The sequence below is a fragment of the Rhizobium sp. BK529 genome, from assembly GCF_014194105.1.
In the GTDB taxonomy this organism is placed as follows: Bacteria; Pseudomonadota; Alphaproteobacteria; order Rhizobiales; family Rhizobiaceae; genus Rhizobium.
Genome location: NZ_JACIAU010000005.1, coordinates 345,892 through 366,894 on the forward strand (window position 1 = coordinate 345,892; position 21,003 = coordinate 366,894).

Sequence of the window (21,003 nt, forward strand, 5' to 3'; positions counted from 1 at the left end):
ATCACGCCGCCTTGCCGTCGCCGAATTTGGCGATCGAAGCGGCAAGCTCGGGATGATCTCTGGCGTATTCGCCGAGCGGAATGTCGGCGACTGCTGCCTGCCAGGCCTGCTGGACGGCGCGCACGCCGGCTGCCGGTCCCTGCGGATGACTGACGATGCCGCCGCCGCAGAGATAGAGCAGATCGGTGGTGCGCCCTGTGCGCTGATAGGTCTCCGGCGCCTGGCCGCCCCACTGGCCCGAACCAGCGACCGGAAGCGGGCAGTCGGAAGCGTCAAAGAGCGGCGTGCTGATCGCCTTGAAGGAGGAGACGAAGCTCTCGTCGGGCTCCCAGTATTTCACGCGGATGCCGTTGATCTGGAACTGATCGACGCCGAGCAGCCGCCAGAGCTGCTGATAGACCTTGAAATCGAGGCCTATGCCGGGATGGCGCGTCAGCACGTCCCAGCCGTTGCGATGCGCATGCAGTACGAGGCCGGAGCGCTTGCGCAGGAAGCTCATGCCGCCGAAGCCGATCGAATTGATGTTGACGACGGCGCAATTGCCGCCCGCCTCGAGCACGAGGTCATGGTTGCGCATCATCTCGTCGGGATCGGCATGTGAGATGCCGAACGCATACATGACTTTCTTGCCGGTCTTCTGCTCGTGATCGAGGATGCGGGGCATGATCGCCGCCACCCGCTCCTTCAGCGGCGAATAGGCGGGGCTCATCAGCTTCTCATCATCCTTGACGAAGTCGACGCCGGATTCGATCAGCTCGCCGATGAGCTCGGCGGTCTCGGATGGCCGCAGGCCAAGCGCCGGTTTGACGATTGTGCCGATGATCGGCCGGCCGTCCACGCCTGTCAGGCGCCGGCTGCCGGGGATGCCAAATTGCGGGCCGGGATGGGCGTCCCTGAAAGCCTCCGGCAGCTTCATGTCGATGACGCGCAGGCCGGTCATGCCCTTGATGGAAAAAGGTCCGCCGATGGCGATCGTCATCAGGGCCGAAAGATCCGTGCCGATCGCATCGAGCGGGAAGGCGATATCGACGTCGGCGCGCTGCAGCTTCACGCCCCCGGGCGCTTCCGGCCATGATGGATGGCTTGCGTCTTCCAGCGGGCGGATGGCGAGGACGCGGGCTGCAACACGCGACTTCAGTTCCTCCGTCTCGCGCGGAACAGGAACGAAGGTGCCGGTCGATTGATCCGAAGCGATCTTGTTCGCCATCGCTTCGACGCTGCCGGGCGTCTCGATGCGGTAGGTCAGGACTATCATCATGAAATTGCCGGTTGCTCCTCTCGCCACGTCAAGGAGTCATGGCGTCAACTCATGATCTGGTATAATGAGTATTCCATTTTCTGCAATGGAAATTTTTAACAAGTGTGAATTTCGCGTGCTGCGCTTTGTCGTCCATCGGTGAAAATGCTAAGGAGAGAGAAGATTTGAGCCAGCGAGACGCCATGACCTCAGCCATCGAGCCTATTGTCCGTCGAAAACTGTCCGACGAGGTTTTTGACCGGCTAGAACGGCTGATCACCTCCGGAGAGCTGCAACCGGGCGACGAGATGCCGTCCGAACGCGTTCTAATGGAGCGCTTCGGTGTCGGCCGGCCTGCCATTCGGGAGGCGATGCAATCTCTCGCCAACAAGGGGCTCGTCAGCATTTCGCATGGCGAGCGGGCGAAGGTCTTGCGGCTGACGGCAAAGTCAATCTTCCGCCAGGTCGATCTCACCGCCAAGATCATGCTGTCGCAATCGGCGGACTCGCTGGAACATTTAAAAAGTGCACGTATCTTCTTCGAGCGCGGGATGGCGCGCGAGGCTGCCCAGCGCGCCTCGACAAACGACATCAGCGATCTCCGAGCCATCATCGAGCGCCAGCGCACGTCGCTCGGCCGCGCCGAAGAGTTCATCAATGCCGATATGGAATTCCACACCCGCATCGCCCAGATCTCAGGCAATCCGATCTATGTCGCTGTCAGCGAGGCCATGCTTGCCTGGCTGAAGGAATATCACACGGAAATGCTGATCTGGACCGGCAAGGAAAAGTTCACCTTGGCTGAACACGAGGAAATCGTGGACTGCCTGGAGGCCAATGATATCGAAGGCTCGGAAACCGCGATCCTCAAGCACCTCGAACGCTCGCGCGCGCTCTACGCAAGGTGAGGATTTGTAGCAGCCTGCATGCAGACGTGTGGCGCGACTGGCCGTTCTTGAAAAAAGCAACTGCCCTGCAAAGCGGCCAGCGCTTTTAGGCTTTGATGTTGTTGGTCCGTTATGTCGATCGTCAATCGGCTCGTCTAGCGTGCTCCTGAACTGAGGAAACCCACATTAACCCCTATGTGGGTATGTGGCCGCCGCCCCGGTCCTCTATCCAATGTTCGCTGGAAAGATCTGCTATGTCGAAGAAGACGCCGATCCTCCCTATCTGCCTCTGCTCGTGCACAACGCGTCCCGGCTTTGGAGCGAGGTATCGCAAACCTTGCCGAGGGCGAAGGTCCTTCAAGGATATGAACGCGCTTTATCCGGCGTTACGAATGGCGCGATGCCAACATCACTACGTCTTTTGTCTGCCTCGAGAAGATGAGCCCGCCCTCATCGTGGCGATTCTTCATGAACGATTGGATCTGATGAAGCGCTTCGTTAATTGTCCGAACGAATGATGTTTGGACGGAGGCGAGCTTCTTTGGTGCGGCCGGCTAGATCATGAGAGGCCGGCGTCTGTTCCAACCGTGACGAACGGCCGCGAACTCGTCCTGTAAGCGCACTGTTGCAGAGGGGCGTTGCTCTTCCTTAAGATCCGAATCGTAAGATGGACGAGCAGGGGAAGAGGCATGGCTGCATCGCGAACATTCGGAAGATCATCTGAGGATATGATTGCTCGCGAAGAGGCGCGGCTTGCGGCACTCCAGCAGCTCGAGATGCTGGACACGCCCAGAGATCCGGGCTTCGATCGCCTCGTCCGCCTTATCAAGCAGATCTTCAACGTCGACATCGGCATCGTTTCCTTCATCGACGCTCATCGGCAGTGGTACAAGGCTTGCTTGGGGCTCACGCCGGACGAGATGCCCCGTCAGGACACTTTCTGCCAGCAGGTTGTCGCGGCCGAAGATCCGATCGTCGTCCAGGACGCCACCAAGGATCAGCGCTTCTCGCAGAACTCGGCGGTGACCGGCGAAGCTCATGTCCGCTTCTATGCTGGAGTGCCGCTTAGAACAGCGGACGGGCACGTTGTGGGAACCGTGTGTGCTATTGACCGCCGTCCGCGGTCCTTCAGCAGTCGCGATCTGACTATTCTCGAAGAGCTCGCCGGTGCGGCGATGGATCGCGTGGAGCTTCTTCGCACCGCATCGTCTGACAGCCTGACCGGAGCCATGACGCGGCGGGCGTTCAAGGAGGAAGCCGACCGGCTAATCTCGCTCGCAGTCCGTCACCGCCACGACATCTCTTGCCTCGTGTTCGACGTCGACCACTTCAAGCAGGTTAACGACAATCATGGGCATGCCGCAGGCGACGAGGTCCTGAGGGCGGTCGCCTCTGCTTGTCGGACGGTGATGCGGGCAGGGGACCTGTTCAGTCGTCAGGGCGGCGAGGAGTTCGCGATCCTACTCCCTCACGTCGACCTTCAAGGCGCGCTTGCGACGGCGGAGAGGCTGAGAGATCTCGTACAGTCGCTCTCAGTTGAACTCCCTGCAGGCGCGCTCCAGGTCAGCGCGAGCTTTGGCATAGCCTCACTTTCCATTGTAGCGAAGGATATCGAGACGCTTCTGGCTCAAGCGGACGCTGCCATGTATCAAGCCAAGCAGGCCGGCAGGAACAGATGCCTTGTCTGGGGACAAGCCGGTGGGGCGGACCAGATCACGCAGCGCCGGCGAGTGCTGAAGGCAGGATCCATCATCTTCAACGACCGGCGTTCGACCATCGACTGCACGGTCAGGACCCTGGGAGTAGACGGCGCCGGCTTGTCGGTCTCCAGTTCAACCGGTATTCCACCAGAGTTCGTCCTCGCCATCCCAAGTGACGGGTTCCAGACTAGGTGTAAGATCGTCGCTCAGGACCGTCAGAGTGTGGAAGTCGCATTCGCCGGCTGAATGGGCGGCACCGGATCGTCGCCGCCCTCGCTGATCAGCCGTTCGACAGCGTCGGCGACATGTGGCGACGGTCCGGTCGTTCCGGCCGCATCCCTGGTGGAGTTGGCCGAAGCGGACGCCTTTCGACCTTCCATTGAATTAGCGTCGTGATGCGCTCTGGGCGATCAAGGCATTGCGGGCCTTTGCCGCTCTTTGCGGCCGCTGCGGAACGGGAAGCCGAAACGATTGCCGAGCAACAGGAACCGACAGTCGAACTGCGTCAAATGACACAGGGCCACAACGTCGTTCTCGATTACGGGCATACCCGGCTGACCTTGCGGGAACATTCGGTCAGCTTCCTACGTCGTGAACTGACCGAAAAACGCATCGTCACCTGCACCTACGCAATGTCAGCTCGTGACGGGCGGTGGCTGATGGCGGCCGGACTGGTTCCCGTGCGACAGAGGCCCGGCTCGGCAAAAGGCGTGATTTTCATGACCATCGAAGACGAAACCGGGGCCGCCAATGTGGTGATCTGGTCCAAGCTGTCCGAGTGGTCGACGCGGGTTGCGCTCGGAGCGTCGATGCTGGCGATCAATGGCCGCATCCAACGAGAGGGAGATGTCGTGCACCTGGTCGCCCAGCAGCTGTTCGACCTGTCGGGTGACCTGACGGGTTTGGCTGATCGCGACCTGGAGTTTCAATTGCCAACGGGCAGGGGAGATGAGCTTGCGCACGGTACGCCCGGTAGGCCGGATACCCGGCGGTCTATTGACCCATTTTTGATGTCAGATCATCTTTGTCACATGGACGAGATATCGCCGCCAGACGTCCCCCGAGATGATCCTGACCGCTTCATTCGCTGTCAGGACGCGCTTCATGTCGCATTCGCAAGCTTGGTTGACCGAGCCGTTACGGCAGGTTGGCGACCCGATGAAGTCCTCACTGCATTGATCGAGGTAGCTGACAATCACGCCCTCATGATCGCGGCTAACGCCGACCTCGAAGCCGCGCTGTTGATCCTCAAAAAGAAGCGTACTTGACTCCTCGGAGAGAAAGAACAAAATAGGAACATCCGTCGGTGCCCGATAATCCTAGCCATTCAAGGATGATTCCACATGCCTACGATCCAATATAGAAACCAGCCGGACATCTCATCGCAGGATGTCATGAAGGTGGCAGTCTTCGCCGAATATGTCGGCATTCACTGCTACGATGTATTCGATGACGATGGGTTGAGGTCTCGGTCGGAGACGCTGTCATTTCGAGCACAGGAAGTGTCCGACGCGCTCGATTTCGCCAATGAGCCACGCTTTTCACAGGATGCGGTTCAGAAAATCATCGATCTTCGAAGTGTGGTCGCAGATATGTGCTTCGACAGGTTCGGCAAGCGAGGGTTCATGGGCAAGTCCATGGACTTGATCCACATGGACCAGGACGTGGCAGACGTGCTCGACAAAATCATCGTGGTCCAACTATCTCCAGAGGAGGCCGAAGAGGCCGAAGCCGATTGGGACCATGAATCTCAGTTCAATCAGACCGTGAACGGTGGCAAGTCAAGTGCAATTCGCAGCGAAAACATTGGTTTTCGGGCGCGACCTTGAACGGTTGCTTGGCCAAACCGACTGAGCTTCGATATGGCACGGTGGCCACTTGCCGCCATCGGACCTCCTCGACATCTTTCGCTCGCGGCAAGCAAGCAGGTCGGTTATCGTGGCGACCATTTCGGCATCCCCAGATCGAGGGCATTCCGGCGGCGGGCCCCTCTAACTTAACATCCGTTACCGATGGCGTAGTGAGGCCGCATGCACACGTGCGATTAATCTACGTTCCCGACCATTGAATGCATGGGCCGAATGTCGACGAGGTTCCTGCCGAACGGGTTGATCGCAACCAGCATGACCAAGATGACCAGTGAAGACGCGGCGAACAATTTCCGCTGGAAGCTCATGTTGTCCTACCGGTTGGTCCAGTTGACGTCTCGTACGCGTCCGCAAGCTTGATGTCATCCCTGATGACGCGGGCGAGTTCATCCTCGCTTCGAACGCCGAACTCGAACCAATCCACGAGTGTCTTGGCTTTCGATTGCGCTTCGGCACTGTTCGGAGAGACGCCTGCTTCAGCGCACCATTCCCGGAGAATGCGGTCGAGCGTCTGCATGGTCTCGTCCGTAATCGGCTCTTTTGGCCAGTCTGTCTTCGACATTTCATTCCCCGCGCCGTTGATCTGATCCAACTCACGGCAGGCCTCACGGTTCCAGCTCGTAGATAGAGCCTTCGTCATCAACGTCAGGCAACCCCTTAGCAGGCGTGGCGTAGCTTTCCGTCATCGTAAATCGGAGGCTCAAGATATGACGCAAATTGCACACTCCAATGCGGCTGCGACATACTCTCGAAACTCGATAGGCTGCGCGGCATTGTTTCCGGATTGAGGTTCTCAGAGCTAATCGGTTCGACCCGTCGCTTCGAAGCGCTGCCAATCAGGCAGGTGAGAGTTTGTGGTTTCCGCCAAAGCGCCGGGCAACAGCCAACAGGAGCGTCCGCAAATCCGGCTCTCTGACATGGCGCGCCGCATCGGTCGCCTTCATCCAGATGACATTGCGCTCGGCCATCTCTGGAAACTGCTTTTTACGCCGTCGCACTTTGATGAGGTAGACTTGCCCTTAATGACTGATGAATTTTACCGAATGCTAAAATGCCACACGCGCGTGTGAGAGATTAGCAACCGCGGCGCACTCAATTTCTTGTCCTATGGCGCGCGAGAAGGCGGCCGTTGCGTTTTCCTCGGCCGCGAGCCGAACTCAAATTACCAGGTCCAGCCCAGTCGGCATGGTTTACATCAACCAGTCGGAGTGGAGTGCAGCTGCCCCTCCTGCGGTTACAAGCAATCGGGCAACGACCGTGAGCATGATGAATTTAGCCTGGCCGAGTTTTTGGAGATTAAGGCGGCAGGTGGTTATGTTTACCTGGACGCGACCGCGAAGGTTTATTGGCGGAGTGGCGAGGACGTCAACTTTTGCATCTCGACGATTGCCCGTCGCTCTCGTCAGGAAGCTCCCGGCCTGTGTGCAATCCAACCGCAGCGCGATGGTGGGCCGGTCACGGCCCATCTGGCGATTGCGGGGTTATGAGGAATACGAGCGGTTCTCGTTCCGCGGCGGTACGTGGCTGTTCGGGGAGGCCCCACATGAAAGGTCTCCGCCCGTTTCGAACCGCAATGTCAGTCTTGCGACCACCGATTGTTCGCCCAATTGGCGAGATAGTCGTAGAGGTTCTTCGTTGCGTTGTCGTAGGAGATGCCGGTCTGTTCCGAGCAGGGCTTGCAGGGCGTCATGCCATGGACGGCTCCCTCGACGACGATGAAGTCCTTGTCCTTGCTGGCGGAAAGATCGAAGATGATCTCTCCGTCACGAACGAAGTAGTGACCGCCCATCGACATGACCAGCGTTGGTATCGTGATGGATTGCACCGCGCAGAGCGTCGAATTGTTGCTCGAACAGATATCGATGTCGTTCAGCGCGTCCTTGGATCTGATCGCATTGGCGCTGAGGAACGATTTGACGGTCAGGAACAGAGCGCCGCCATTCAGGCTTCCATCGACTTTGGCATTCTTTGGCGTCGAAACGCGAACGGAGTGGATGACCTCGGTCGAAATCGAGCCGTCATTCTTCAGGAGCTTTTGCGGTCGCTCGGTGCAGCACCAGATATCCGTCGAGATGTCGGAAAGGCGGGCGCGGTCACGATAGGCAATGAAGGGCTCGTCGTCGCCGCGCGGATCCTTACCCGATTTCAGATCAGCCTCCATCTGCCGTGCCTTGTCGATCAGCTTGTTCATGCGGACCGATTGCGCTTTCGAATAGCGCTCGATGAATTCGGCGGAATAGTGTGAGTCACCTTTGGGGTTGAAACCGTTAGCCGGATTGAAAGGATCGAGCGCCGGATCAAGGTCGTCTGGCTTACTTTCGTCTTTTACCGCTGGGTTCAAGCCGCGCAACGTGTTGATCGTATTGCCTGGATGGGCATCGAGGAAGACAATGCCATCGGCTTTCGGCAGGTCCTTGACATCCTCGTCGGAGCATTTGGAAAGCTTGTCCGACCCATTGCAATAGGAGGAGCCTTTTTCTGCGACTGCTTCGTAATAGCTGGTGCTCGGCCCGCCACCGGAGTGACCGATCAGAACGACCGCTTTGATGCCGGGCTGTTTTTTCAGGAATTCGACGCCCTGTTTGATGTCGAGCGCGATGTCCTCGAAACTGACCGCTGCCTCGTTGTTGTCCGAGCGCGGGTTCATGCCGAGCACCATGAAACCACGCTGTGAAAGTTCCTTGGTGGCGATCATGCTCATGAAATTGGAGGTGCGGTGGATCGCCAGAAAGGCGACGGGCGATGGCGTACCGCTGTCAGGCCGGTAGAGTGCGCCTTTCGTGGCGCTCGGTGAAAACTGGACATATTCCGGATGGCTCTGGGCATGGGCCATCTCTCCCGTCGCAAGGCCAGCGGCAAGTGTCAGGCCGAGAGCCCATAGCCTGTGGATTGCAAACATGTATTCCTCCGTCTCAGACATATTGAAAGGTAAAGGGAAGGGGAGGCGCCGATGTTTGGCGCCTTGGCAAATCGGGTGAGGAAAATGGCAGACGCTGCCTTGTGGTGCTTGCCCGACAGCAGAACTTGTCGCTGAACCGCTCTTTATTAGGGTCAGTAAAAGCGGCCAATAGGGGTCGTGGCGAACTGCGGTTTACCTATCATCGTGAACCTCCCGTTCGGTGCTGCTGTTTCATGACTGTTCCTGTAGAAGCCGCGCCAATGCAACTGTGGATTGTGGCTCCCGCGGAAGGAACGCAGCGGCCGAGTCCTCGGCCATGTCGCCGATCAATTCGCCTTGGGATCAGCATAAACCTTGTCGATGAAGCCGCTCTTGTCCAATTCCGCGACGAAACTATTGTCATAGAAATAATCGGCGTCGCGCCGCTTGAGCTCGCGATAGCTGAAGAGTTGTTTGACGAGCTTGATGCCATCGACGGCGGGATAGGGCTTTTGCGGTGACGCGACGACCTGGGCGTACATGTCGTCTTGCTGCCTGGCGTCGGTGATGCCGTACCATTTGGCAAGCACCGCCCTGACGACGTTTTCGTCTGATTTCATCAGTGCATAGGCCTCGATCGTCGATTTTACGAAGCGCATGACCTCGTCATGATGATTGGCAAGCCATTTGCGTTCGACATTAATGCCGGATCCGGCGAGCGGAATATTGTAGTCGGTCAGATTGACGAGATCTTTGGCGTCGTTCTTGTCCGCCATCGTGTAGTAGATTTCGCTGCCGATGAAGGCGTCGACCTTGCCGTCCTTCAGCGCCGAATAGGCCATGCCTTCTTCCATCAGCGAGATATCGTCGTCCTGGCTCCAGCCCTTCTGTCGCAGCAATTCCAGCGCCATCAGATGGCTGACGGAGCCGTAGCTGGAAAAACCGAGCCGCTTGCCCTTGAGATCATCGACTGAATTCAAAGCCTTCGAGCTGATGACGTGGAAGCGTGCCTGGTTATCGGTGGTTGCAATGATAACGCGATCGGTGGAGCGGGCGTCTGTCGTCATCGATACGATCAACGGGCTGCCGCCGCCGATCGAGATTGGCGCTCTCTCGTCCTGGTCATCCGTTCCGACGAATTCTGAGGGCACGTTGATACCGCTACGGCTGATGCGCGCGGCAGCTCCCTTGGTTATGAACTGATGGATTGTCAGGCCGTTTTTTTGGTAGATGCCGTTATCGGCGGCAACCAGAAAGGCGACCTTGTTCAACGAAACGTCGCCGAGAGAAACGTCGATGGCACTATCGGCGGATACAGCTATGGTGGCGCAAAAGATCAATGGCAGTGCTGCTGCCATTCGCGCTGCGAGCAGTCGCATGGATTTTCCTCCCGTATGTTGCTCTGACGTGCAAACGAGCGAACCCCCGCACAAATGCAGGCTGAATTTCTATGGGTTGAAGATTGATCCGTCGTCGGCACGATGTTCCGACGATGCTCCTCCACGGCCGGAATGAAGTCAGGCTGGCACAAAGCACGCTGGTGGACAAAGATTAAATTGATCGGCGAGAAAGCTAAAAAATAGCTCGCCAGGAGGAGGCGCCGGCTGAGTATTTTGTCATGGATCCACTGGCGTCGGGTGTTCAACAGCGCTTCGAATGCGCGTCACGGAGGTGAGCGCTTCGGCGAGGCGGCGCTGCATGCGACCATGAAAGCCATCGGGCAGCGAACGTGTACTCACGCTTGGCGGCGGCAACCAGACCGGTTCGGCAGACGTCGGATCAAGAATGGCTTGAACGCGGTTGGCGAGTGATAGCAACCGTGCATATTCCCTCCGACGAGCTCACAGGTTTTGGTGCTCGATATCCAGACAGGTTGGAAATCCAACGTTCGACCTGAAAAACTGCAGCGAGCGTCAAAGCCCTGAAGAGTCGTCGTGCGGGCCGTCAACTCGAGGTCCTTTACATCAACGCCGGTATTGCTCGCGCTATCGAGCAGAGCCCTGCAAGTGCTGGTGAGTGCGATTTCTTGTACACGATGCTCGTGAACGCGTTCTCGCCCGTTTGCGCAGGCGAGCTTCTTCGGAACTTGGTGCCGGCTGGAGGAACAATCGTCATCATGAGGTCCTAACTCGGCAGCATCCAAAATCCCAGGGATCTTGGCCACTCTATTCTTCCGGCAAGGCGGCTCTCACCATGCTGATGAAAGGCTACGCTGCGCAGCATGCGGGGAACCGCCACACCTTGCTCCCTGTTGCTCCACGCTGGGTCCGCACTGAGATGGGTGGCTCGGATGCCCTGCTCTCGATTGAAGAGAGAATTCCACTCGTCGTCGACATGGTCGAGGCAAACAGGAGCAAACCCGATCTGCTCTACGTCGATTGCTTCTACGCGACGCTGCCTTGGGGACGTGATCTTGACCGGAACATAGACGGGGCAAAATGTCGCCACAGGGGATCCAGAAAGTCGGGGCGCGTCATTGCCTTCAGCGGCCGCCGCACAATAGTTTGTATTCAGACCAATTTCAAAATTTAAAGGAGTTAGCATGGCTCGTCTTTCGAACACGGTCGCCGTCGTAACTGGTGGCGGCAGAGGGATAGGTCGAGAGATCGCTCTGCAGCAGGCGAGGGAAGGGGCTAAGGTCGCGGTTCTTGCCCGAACAGCGTCGGAGATCGAAGAAACGGTCTCCCTCATCGACGGAGAGGGCGGACAAGCGATCGCTGTTTCGGCGGATATCATTGACCTTGCGGCTGTTGAAAAAGCCCTTACTCGCGTTGCGACCGAATTGGGTCCGGTCGACATTCTCGTCAACAACCACGGCTCGTTTCACGGCTTTGGTCCTATTTGGGACTGTGATCCCCTCGTGTGGTGGCGGGATGTCGAGATCAACCTGCGAGGTACATTCAACACTTGCCGCACGGTGTCACCTCAAATGTTGGCGCGGCGGAGCGGCCGGATCGTGAACCTCGTTGGTGGCGGAACGGGCAACAGCTTTCCTCACGGCTCCGGTTACGCGTCCAGCAAAGCCGCGATCATGCGTCTCACGGAGTGTCTGAACGACACGACCATCGGCAACGAGGTGCGCGCCTTTGCCGTCGATCCCGGTCTTGTTCGGACTGCGATGACCGAACTGCAGCTATCGTCACAGGCAGGGAAAACGTACCTGCCCGGCATCCAGAAGCTTTTTGATGATGGTGTTAACATCGAGCCGTCGCGGGCTGCACTCTTGATTGCTGATATCGCCGCCGGACGTTTCGATACTCTTGCAGGCCGTCTCCTGCGGGGAGTCGATGATCGCGATGCGCTTGCAGAAGAGATGGACGCGATAGTCGCAGCAGATGGCAGAGCGCTCCGCTTCAGCGACCTCGAACAAGCCAAGCTGTAATTTAGCCGGTGATCATTTGATCGGATCGATATTCCTCTGATATCGCTCGTTGGCTTTGTTCAGCAGGAACCGCAAAAGGACCCTGCTTCCGCCCCTCCGATGAAAAGCATGCAGGACTGCTTCACCGGGATATCTTGGGACGGCATAGACCTTATTGCCAATACATGGAGCTGTTACCGCGTTGGCGTAAACCTGCAGAGCGGCGCAATTACGGTGTTGGAGTTCACCAAGTAGGCGGTTTGCGGAGCTTTATGAGTTCACGCCCTAGTCTTCGACCACATCAACAGACACCGTCTTGATCAGGTTCAGCAGTGCTCTCCGCACTTTAACATCTTTCACATGTTCGAGACCACCTGTGGAAAATGTGCGGCCAGACGGCTCCAACGCCTTATCATCAAGGCTGAACGTTTCGGCCCCTCGGAAAAACTCGTCTACGGAAACAGCGAGGGCCCGGCCGAGCTCGAAGAGCACGCTGGCGCTGATGCGGTTTTTGCCTTTCTCGTATTTCTGGACTTGTTGGAACGAAATGCCCAAGGCGTCTGCGACGGCGGACAGGCTCAATCCCTTCGCTTTACGGATACGTGCGAGGTTACCGCCGACGATCGCATCGATGGGATGTCCAACCTTTTGTGCCAAGATCTATCTCCGTGACTATGTCATGACCCTCGGTGATTGCCGATGACTTCTGCCATGAGCAATTTGCTCCGGCAACCCAAGTATCCGCAGCCGTATCCCCGCATTTACCGTTACGCACTTCCAACAACGTTCCTTCGGTAGCAAAATCTTCCGCGCGTTTTCTGAACCGGTCCGCTGTCCGGATGACGGGCTTTGATGCTGCGACATCCGTTCAGGCTTGAGACCTCATTAAGAGGTCGTCCTCCGAGCCAGACCGGGAGGTCTGTGGATCGGGGCGTTCAGTCGGCGAGTTTCGGTGGCACGAATGACTCAAGGGGATGAGCGAGCCAGTCGCGGTCTATGCATTGACTGACGAAGTGCCCCGACAACAGCCGGCGCTCACGGTCGTGGAATTGAAGATCTCCGGAACCTGAGCCGCTCTTTTGCGCGGAATGGCGGCGGCGAGCTTTCCATCAACGGAAGCCAAGCGAAGCCTGCGACGGACCGCGTTGCCGTTGGCGAGAGGGCCTTGTGTCTGCGGACCGAGTTCGGCGCTGGATACGCGTTATCTAAATAACACCGCCCGAAGCCAAGCGGTGGACGATCCATAGGGATCGCCGGTCAATGGCTTTCACGCGTAAGAGAAACCTTGCCGATATCCATTGGAGCGTCAAAGCTTCTTGGGGATTTCCGGAACAAAACGAGAATCAGGGCTGGCGCGGCGGAATTGCGAGCGTTACGAAGGTCGACCAACAGGTGAGGCTCTGCTTTGGTCTATCGATTCGTCCACACCGCCGACATTCATCTCGACTCCCCGCTGCGAACGCTGGCCCTGCGGAATGCAGAGCTTTCCGAGTTGATCGGATTGGCAACCCGACGCTCGTTTGTCCGCATAATCGACCTGTGCCTTGAAGAGCAGGTAGACGCGTTGATTATTGCCGGCGACCTGTACGACGGCGACCAGACGTCGATGAAGACCGCGCGGTTCCTGGCCGAGCAGATTGGGCGTTTGAACGAGGCAGGCATCAGGGCCTTCATCATTCGCGGCAACCACGATGCGCTCTCGAAGATCACCGCGGAGCTCGTCATGCCGGATTCAGTGAAAGTGTTCGGTTCCGTGGCGGAAACTATCTCCATCGACCGAGCTCCCGGTGGGTTCCCCGTGGCAATCCACGGCCTGAGCTTTGCCAAACCGCAAGCACCCGAAAGCCTGCTTCGACACTACGCCGTTCCTGTTCCAGATGCCGTAAACATAGGCATCATGCACACCAGCCTTGGCGGCGCGGCGGGACACGATCTATACGCCCCATGCAGCGTCGCCGATCTGCGTCAGGCGGGTTTTCAGTATTGGGCTCTGGGCCATATTCACAAGAGGTCGGCAGCCGAGGACCCGTTGTCGGCGATCGTAATGCCCGGTATCCCTCAGGGGAGGGACATAAACGAGGATGGCCCCAAGTCTGTCTCGCTTGTCACGATAAGGGATGATCGTTCCATCGTCGTCGAAGAACGCCGGACCGCGGTCGCCCAGTTCGAGCGGCTGGCCGTCGACATCTCCCGCGTGACTGAGTGGAGAGATGTGGTCCTCGAGGCCAAACGCTCATTGGAGCGGCTTTCTTCCGCGATGTCCGCCGAGCATCTGGTTGCCCGCATTGAAGTAAGCGGGGCCACCGAACTCGCATGGCGCATCCGGCGAGACGTCGACCTTCTGCGCACCGAGCTCGAGACGCACGGCGCGGCCATCGGCAATGTCTGGATCGAGAAAGTCGTCACGTCGCCGGTTGCGCCCACAGGCCTGGATGCGCGGCCGGGTGCCCTGGACGAACTCGCGTCGATCATCGACGCCGAGATCCACGGCTCGACCGAGTATCGCGACGAGGTGCGCTCGATCGCCGACGAACTGAGGGGCCAGCTTCCGGCCGAGCTGCGCGATATCTTCGGCAAGGACGAGGCGTCGTTCGAAAATCTGCTTGCGCAATGCGCCAAGGACGGTGCGTCGCAGGTCTTGGCGCGCTTACGTGGCGGCGAGGGGGAATAGCATGCGCATCAATCGCCTCGACCTGACGCGCTATGGCAAGTTCACTGACGCTGTCATCGATTTTGGGTCGCATCCTGCCGGGTCTCCGGACCTCCATGTGATCTACGGTCCGAACGAGGCTGGAAAATCGACCACTCTGGATGCCATTCTCGATCTCATCTTCGGGATCGGGAATACGACCAAGTACGGATTCCTGCACCCCTATAACACGATGCGCATAGGGGCGAACGTCCATGTGGCAGGCCAGAATAGGGACTTCCTCCGTATCAAACGCCCGCAGAACAGTCTACTTGATCGCGAAGAGCGCAGCGTGGCCGATACGGAGATACGGGCCGATCTAGGCGGGATCGACCGCGATGCCTTCTCGACGATGTTCTCGCTGGACGATGTCACACTCGAGAAAGGCGGCGAGAGCATACTCGCAAGCAAGGGCGATCTCGGCGAGCTGCTTTTCTCCGCGAGCGCCGGTCTTTCGGACCTCAGCCGTCAACTCCTGGCGATCCGCGGCGATGCGGACAACTTCTACAAATTTCGCGGACGCAGCACCCAACTGAGTGAGCTCAAGGCGAGGTTGGCGGAGCTGAAGCAGAAACGCGACGAGCTCGACCTCCAGGCCAACGACTATCGTAAAAGGTTGGCTGAACTTCAGCGCCTGGAAGGTCTCTACAATCAGGCTCTGACCGACCGTGCGAATACCCAGCGGCAGGCCGACGAGATCAACCGTCTTCTGCGCTCATTGCCCACGATGCGGAGGCTTACCGGGCTTCGTGACCAGCTCGACGCCCTCGAAACCGTATCCGATCCACCTGAATCGTGGAAGATCGAGCTCCCGGACATCCGCAAGGGTGAAATCGAAATCCGCGTCAAGCTGGATGAGGTCGCCCGCACCGTCACGGAGATCGAGAGCGAGATCAACGGGATCGCCGATGACGCCATCGCTCTTGGTCTTGCGGCCCGCGTGGCCGATCTTACGAGGACAATGGAACCAAGATACCTGACGGCGCAGGTCGATATACCGAAGCTCACTGGCCGGGTCGCCGAACTCTCGGTAGAAGCGCTTCTTCTGCGACTGGGCAAACCCGACGAGAAAACGCCTGCGCGGTTGGTTCTGGATGCGGCTACGGTCGGCAAGTTCAGATCGCTCATCAGCTCCAAGTCCGGTGTCGATGCGCGCCGCACGTCCGCTGCCGAAGAGCTTGCCCGTTCGGAGCGCGCTCTTCAGCATGAGGGCAGTCAGACTTCGCTCCTCGAGGAGTTTCGCGATCCTGCGCGGATGAAGGCTTTCCAAGTACTTTCAGCGACAGTTAAAGCGCTTCCGAAATCCGACGACGAGGTCGCGCTTCTTTCCTTAATGCGGCGGCGCGTGAATGCGGATGGGGCGCTGTCGGAAAGCCTTGCGCAGCTTCTTCCATGGAGAGGCAATCCGGCCGATCTGGCCGCAATGAGTGTACCGTCTGCCGCGAAGCTGAACGATTGGAAAGCGCGCTACCAGGAAGGCCGAGAACGGTCGAAGACTGCACGAGCGGAACTCGAGCGTCTGGAGTCGGAAGCCCGGCGGATGGACGCGGAGATCGAAGTCTTGCGGGCGCGGGCAGGAGAGATCGACGAGCTTTCGGTCGCGGCCAGCAGGGCTGCCCGCGAGAGGGCATGGGTTTCTCATCGCCAAGCCATGGACGCGCAATCGGCCGACGCGTTTGAGCATGCCATGCGAGCGGACGATCAACTCGTTTCACAACGGCTCCTGCATTTCGCGGAGGCCGGCAAACTGGCGCAGTTGATGGTGAGCCGGGCGTCCGCAGGTTCCGATATCGAAACAGCTCGCCAACGCATTGAAGCGGCCGCGCGTTCGCTCTCGGAACTCAGAACCGAAATGATGGCGACGTTAGCATCGATTTCGCCGGATGCGGAATTCGGCGCCGATCCGGCAGAGCTGGAAGAATGGCTGCGCAGAAGAGCTGTCGCCCTGCGGGCTCGTGATGACCTCTTTGCCATCGACCAGGAAGTCGCCGAAATCCGTGATAGGGCTCAGCAATCGAAGAAACAGTTGCTCGCCGCTATGAAAACAGCCGGCCTGTCCGCCAGCGATGACGCAGATGTCGCAACGTTGTTCGCAGCCGCCGAGGAAGGTCTCGACACCTTCAGCCTCGCGATGGAACAGACAGACCGTCTGGTCAGGCTGAAGGCGGATCACGAGGCGCGCGCCCGTGCAATGACCGACGCTTTGAAAGCCGCGCAGGAATGGGACAGCAATTGGTCCGACCTCTGCAACGGCTGCTGGTTCGGCGAGGCTCCCTCTCTTCCGGACGTCGATGCAGTCAACGAAATCCTCGACGTTCTTGAAAAGCTGGCATCCGCGATCGAAGCCAGAGACGGTCTCGTCGATCGAATCCAGAAAATGGAAAAGGACAGCGCTCTGTTCGAAGCTTCGGTCTTCGAATTGTGCGACATCCTTGAAATTCCGAAATCGGCTTCTCTCACGGAGCTCACTCGGACGATCACCGACCGGGTCAATGCTGCTCAGCGGGGCAAGGAGCAACGTGAGAAGCTTGGACGCGATCTCGAAAAGAAGCGCGAAGAAGAACGCGGGTATCTTGTCACTAAGGATATACTCGAGGCCCAGATAGGACAGATGACGGCGTTCTTCGGCTGCACCAAGCTCGATGAAGTCGAAGCCTTCATAGACCTTTCCTCGAAGCGGCAAGCGTTACGGACTTCGATTTCCGACGTCGAGCAGGAGCTCATCGAGATCAACGGAGCGAACGACATCGGCGAGGTCGAGGAGAGGCTCGCGTCGGTGAATAGGGAAGACCTGGAAGGCAAGCTCGCGTTGCTGACGCCAATCCTGGAAGACCAGGACAGGAAATGTCACGACGTTTTTCATGAGCGTTTAACAATGCAGAAAGCGCTCGATGCAATCGGTGGCGATTCCGTCGTCGCCGAAATCGAGGAGCAGCGACGCACCGTACTGCTTGAAATCGAGGAGCGGGCGGGTCGCTACCTGGAGCTTCGCGCAGGCATAGTCGCCGCGGAGCAGGCACTGAAGCTCTATAGAGATCGCCATCGCAGCGGGATGATGACAAGGGCGGCGCAGGCGTTCAGAACCATCAGCCGCGGAGCCTACACGGGTGTCGCCGCGCAGCCCGGCAAGGACGGGGAAGTACTGATCGCGATCTCGGCGACCGGCGGTTCGAAGATCGCCGACGAACTCTCCAAAGGCGCACGCTTTCAGCTATATCTCGCGCTACGGGTCGCCGGATATCACGAGTTCGTCGCCAATCGCGCTCCGATTCCCTTCATCGCCGACGACATCATGGAAACCTTCGATGACCTCCGCGCAGAGGAGGCATTCCGATTGTTTACGGAGATGGCTGGGCACGGGCAGGTAATCTACCTGACGCATCACCAGCACCTGACCGAGATTGCCAAGAAGGTTTGCCCGGGTGTCCGGCTGCACGACCTGGAGACGATTCAATTGGTCAGCCGACTTGATGGGATTGCGGCGGAGTAGGATGGGAAGACCGACGGGAGTGGCCTCCCGAAAGCCGCCACCACTTTTTCTTCCAAAATGTCGTCGGTTGGCTCTTCATGCACACCATGATGAAGTCGATGCCGTACTTGAGCAAGCCACCTCGAAAGGTAAAATCCGAGATTGGGAGGGCCTGGTTGCCCCGCTACGGTTTTGACTCGGCGAGGTCGGCGCGAAAACAGCTGTCGCGATGCCCCGGTGACGGCGGCGTTGAGCTTCGGGACTCGAAGCTCGACCGTTCCAGCCCGGATCTCCCAGTCCCGGTCACGGTAGCCGTTGCGTCGGACGAGCCGCATCGCGTTCTTATCGCCGTAGCCGGCACCCGTCGCGCTGCCGATTTCGAGCTCCGTCAGCCGCTTGGCCGCAAAGGCGGAACGAAACTGAAAGTCTTGACGCCACCGCGGTTTCATAATTCAAAGACGGTGACATGGTGCCCCGAGCGGCGAAACGAGTCAGGAAAATTCAATGTCGGGATTGCTTCAACCGTCGTCGAATATATGGCGGGCCGAGCGAGCCGATGAGTTTGCGATCATAATCGACGCAGACGACTATTTCTCCGCTGCCAGGGCTGCGATGCGATCGGCACGGAAGTCGATTTTCCTCGTCGGTTGGGATTTCGATGCATCGATCACTCTTGGACGTCCAGGCGAACAGTATGAAGAGCCGAGCCGCGTCGGGGATTATCTACTATGGCTAGCGGAGGAAAACCCGAACCTCGAGATCCGGCTTCTCCTCTGGAATCCGGGCTTCCTGTCAAGCTGGACGAAACTGTCAAACCTTCCCTATCTCCTGCGGTGGAAACTCCATCCCCGGATTACCGTCCTTCTTGACGGCAACCATCCGGTCGGCAGTTCCCATCATCAAAAGATCCTGGTCATCGACGATGCGATCGCTTTCTGTGGCGGTATCGACGTCACGGCAGGGCGCTGGGATACGCGCAAGCACCTGGACAACGACCCGCTTCGCAGGCGGCCGAACGGGGTGCTCTACGGGCCCTGGCATGACGCTTCGAGTTTCTGCGCGGGGCCGGCTGCCAAAGCACTTGGCGACCTTTGCCGCTCGAGATGGAAATCGGCAGGCGGCGAGCAACTGGCGCCAACTGATTTTCCACATGTATCGCCCTCCATCAAGGGCGCCATTTCATTCGGGCGGGTCACGCTCGGAATTTCGCGCACCGTTCCTCTCTATGCAAACCAGGCAGCTGTCGCGGAGATTGAGCGGCTCTACGTCGACATGATCATGTCGGCCAAGCGTGTGATTTATGCGGAAAGCCAGTATTTCGCGTCACGGATTATCGCTCAGGCTCTCGCCAGGCGGCTTTCGGAAATCGACGGCCCGGAAGTCATTCTCATCAACCCGGTCAAAGCCGACAACTGGCTCGGCGAAATTGCGATGGACACAGCGCGGGCACGGCTGAGGGAAGCCCTGCGTTCGCACGATCCCCACGGCCGGTTTCGAATGTATCACCCGGTGACCGCTGGCGGCGTGCCGATTTACGTTCATTCGAAGTTGATGATGGTCGACGATAAAGCCATAAGGGTGGGCTCCTCGAACTTCAACAATCGATCGATGCGTTTCGATAACGAGTGCGATGTTGTCTTCGAAGCCGGACGAGACGATCAGCTCTCTGGTAAGCTCGTTCAACTCCGCGATAATCTTCTGGCCGAACACCTTGGCGTCGACACCGATGAAGTCACACGGACGATTGGCCGTACGAAATCGATCATTGCAGCGATCGAGGAACTGAGGGAAAAGCGGACGGTTGATCAACCTGGAAACAGACCAACCCTTATCCCTTATCAAACACCGGCAATATCAGGCTTGGAGCAATGGCTTGCGGACAACGAGATTCTCGACCCGGAAGGCCCGGAGGCGGTGATGGAACCGATAGAACGGCGGGGGCTATTTCGAGGCCACCTGAAACTTCCATCGAAAAAGAAGCCCAGGTCGGCGATAAGAGGACCAAATTGAGGCGGCACATGTAGGGCATGCTCAAGTCAAGTTCGTGCGCTATCTCAAACACCCTTGGAACCAGCGACGTCGCCGCGCCGCACTACAGGGCGATCTTGGCGCGAAAAAATCAGACGACACTGGCGGCCGAGTATTCGAGGAGCCTTGCAAACTGCCTCTGACCCATATTGCGCCGTAGGTGATCGAGATATCACCTGCGCGACGGGTCAAGAAAGACGGTGGTCGGTCGCATCAGTCCTTGGCGTGAAACCGATACTGACTGGCTTTGTGTGAGGCCGGATCCGAAATTTAGGAGTTAGAACAAACGGAAGCAGGTTTACGATCTATGTTTTGTTCGTCGAAGGCATATTTGAGACCAGCAGCCTCGTTGGTGACCCGCCGACGTCTGATTGATCTACGGTCTCGGCGCCATCGACACCACCGTTAGGGCATTCCGCCACACTCCTCCGGTATCGGCGTCTGCGTCGACGGTCAGTCGCAGGTGCGCTGGGACAACAGCAACCCGGGCTCCAGCACGGCGAGCCGTAGCCTCGCAGACGGCAATGACGGGACCGGCTAAATCCTGTCGCTGGAAGCTGGCAATTGCCTGATGATCGATCAGAAATGGTCGGTAACTCCGCAGGCGCTGTGTTCTGGTCGTCGGTGGATTTCGATCGATTCACCGACTCCGTCGATGCTCCGGTTAGCTCGGGCAGCGGCGACAGCCTTGTCGACGGGCTCGCCCTAGACTCTCGATCACCGAATTGCCAAGTCGTTAAAGGTCGGTTCCGTTTGATGGATGAGCGACGGTGGCGATTGGGGCGGCGGTCACCGGGGGAGCCACCGCGGCCAGGTTTCTGAACTCAGCACATTTCTCGAGGTATGCCCCGAATGCGGAGTAATAGGTCTCGGCCTTTTGTCTAGC

General features: G+C 58.3%; 13 protein-coding genes and 4 pseudogenes. 10 read left to right on the top strand and 7 right to left on the bottom strand.

Annotated features, from left to right (window positions below; genetic code table 11):
• Position 1 precedes the first annotated feature (1 nt).
• Positions 2 to 1,258, bottom strand: coding sequence for a 3-oxo-isoapionate-4-phosphate decarboxylase OiaX (gene oiaX / locus FHX08_RS26910; protein ID WP_184327934.1), 1,257 nt, complete (start codon positions 1,256 to 1,258; stop codon positions 2 to 4).
• A 182-nt stretch (positions 1,259 to 1,440) separates the two neighbouring features.
• Here oiaX and FHX08_RS26915 point away from each other — a divergent pair, with 182 nt between their 5' ends.
• Positions 1,441 to 2,145, top strand: a complete 705-nt coding sequence (locus tag FHX08_RS26915; protein ID WP_184328048.1) for a transcriptional regulator NanR — start codon at positions 1,441 to 1,443, stop codon at positions 2,143 to 2,145.
• 47 nt (positions 2,146 to 2,192) lie between these two features.
• On the opposite strand, the pseudogene FHX08_RS31890 reads toward FHX08_RS26915, so the two are convergent.
• Positions 2,193 to 2,270, bottom strand: a pseudogene (locus tag FHX08_RS31890) (antitoxin); the annotation flags it as partial.
• A 160-nt stretch (positions 2,271 to 2,430) separates the two neighbouring features.
• Between FHX08_RS31890 and FHX08_RS31710 the strand changes: the two are divergent.
• The 4 genes and pseudogenes from FHX08_RS31710 to FHX08_RS26935 form a co-directional block, all read left to right on the top strand.
• A pseudogene (locus tag FHX08_RS31710) lies at positions 2,431 to 2,642 on the top strand (type II toxin-antitoxin system RelE/ParE family toxin); the annotation flags it as partial.
• A 171-nt stretch (positions 2,643 to 2,813) separates the two neighbouring features.
• Complete coding sequence (locus FHX08_RS26925) at positions 2,814 to 4,070, top strand: sensor domain-containing diguanylate cyclase (protein ID WP_184327935.1); 1,257 nt, start codon at positions 2,814 to 2,816, stop codon at positions 4,068 to 4,070.
• An 11-nt stretch (positions 4,071 to 4,081) separates the two neighbouring features.
• Positions 4,082 to 4,813 (top strand): annotated as a pseudogene (locus tag FHX08_RS26930) (OB-fold nucleic acid binding domain-containing protein); the annotation flags it as partial.
• 405 nt (positions 4,814 to 5,218) lie between these two features.
• Entirely contained in the window at positions 5,219 to 5,653 is a 435-nt protein-coding gene (locus FHX08_RS26935; protein ID WP_184327936.1) for a hypothetical protein, read from the top strand.
• A gap of 343 nt (positions 5,654 to 5,996) precedes the next feature.
• Here the strand turns inward: FHX08_RS26935 and FHX08_RS26940 are convergent, their stop codons facing one another.
• The 3 genes from FHX08_RS26940 to FHX08_RS26950 all read right to left on the bottom strand — a co-directional run bounded on the left by FHX08_RS26940 (position 5,997) and on the right by FHX08_RS26950 (position 9,949).
• Positions 5,997 to 6,254 (bottom strand): hypothetical protein, encoded by a 258-nt coding sequence (locus FHX08_RS26940; protein ID WP_132657291.1) that lies wholly within the window; start codon positions 6,252 to 6,254, stop codon positions 5,997 to 5,999.
• Between the two features lie 1,014 nt (positions 6,255 to 7,268).
• The gene (locus FHX08_RS26945) at positions 7,269 to 8,591 is read right to left on the bottom strand and encodes an alpha/beta hydrolase family protein (RefSeq protein ID WP_184327937.1); all 1,323 of its coding nucleotides are present in this window, start codon (positions 8,589 to 8,591) and stop codon (positions 7,269 to 7,271) included.
• Between the two features lie 326 nt (positions 8,592 to 8,917).
• Positions 8,918 to 9,949 carry an ABC transporter substrate-binding protein gene (locus FHX08_RS26950; RefSeq protein WP_184327938.1) on the bottom strand — a complete coding sequence of 344 codons (1,032 nt, stop codon included), beginning with the start codon at positions 9,947 to 9,949 and terminating at the stop codon, positions 8,918 to 8,920.
• Between the two features lie 814 nt (positions 9,950 to 10,763).
• On the opposite strand from FHX08_RS26950, the gene FHX08_RS26955 reads away from it, so the two are divergent.
• Together FHX08_RS26955 and FHX08_RS26960 are read left to right on the top strand one after the other, a co-directional pair.
• Entirely contained in the window at positions 10,764 to 11,102 is a 339-nt protein-coding gene (locus FHX08_RS26955) for a hypothetical protein (protein ID WP_184327939.1), read from the top strand.
• A gap of 10 nt (positions 11,103 to 11,112) precedes the next feature.
• Complete coding sequence (locus FHX08_RS26960) at positions 11,113 to 11,952, top strand: SDR family NAD(P)-dependent oxidoreductase (protein WP_184327940.1); 840 nt, start codon at positions 11,113 to 11,115, stop codon at positions 11,950 to 11,952.
• A gap of 264 nt (positions 11,953 to 12,216) precedes the next feature.
• On the opposite strand, the gene FHX08_RS26965 is transcribed toward FHX08_RS26960, so the two are convergent.
• Complete coding sequence (locus FHX08_RS26965) at positions 12,217 to 12,588, bottom strand: helix-turn-helix domain-containing protein (RefSeq protein WP_210288401.1); 372 nt, start codon at positions 12,586 to 12,588, stop codon at positions 12,217 to 12,219.
• 748 nt (positions 12,589 to 13,336) lie between these two features.
• Between FHX08_RS26965 and FHX08_RS26970 the strand changes: the two genes are divergently transcribed.
• On the top strand, positions 13,337 to 14,602 hold the full coding sequence (locus FHX08_RS26970) for an exonuclease SbcCD subunit D (RefSeq protein WP_184327941.1): 1,266 nt from the start codon (positions 13,337 to 13,339) through the stop codon (positions 14,600 to 14,602).
• 1 nt (position 14,603) lies between these two features.
• The gene (locus tag FHX08_RS26975) at positions 14,604 to 18,110 is read left to right on the top strand and encodes an AAA family ATPase (protein ID WP_184327942.1); all 3,507 of its coding nucleotides are present in this window, start codon (positions 14,604 to 14,606) and stop codon (positions 18,108 to 18,110) included.
• Here FHX08_RS26975 and FHX08_RS31715 read toward each other — a convergent pair.
• Positions 18,071 to 18,496: pseudogene (locus FHX08_RS31715) on the bottom strand (transposase); the annotation flags it as partial. The gene FHX08_RS26975 and the pseudogene FHX08_RS31715 overlap by 40 nt on opposite strands.
• Before the next feature lie 97 nt (positions 18,497 to 18,593).
• Here FHX08_RS31715 and FHX08_RS26985 point away from each other — a divergent pair.
• Positions 18,594 to 20,099 carry a phospholipase D-like domain-containing protein gene (locus FHX08_RS26985; RefSeq protein ID WP_184327943.1) on the top strand — a complete coding sequence of 502 codons (1,506 nt, stop codon included), beginning with the start codon at positions 18,594 to 18,596 and terminating at the stop codon, positions 20,097 to 20,099.
• Positions 20,100 to 21,003: the final 904 nt, after the last annotated feature.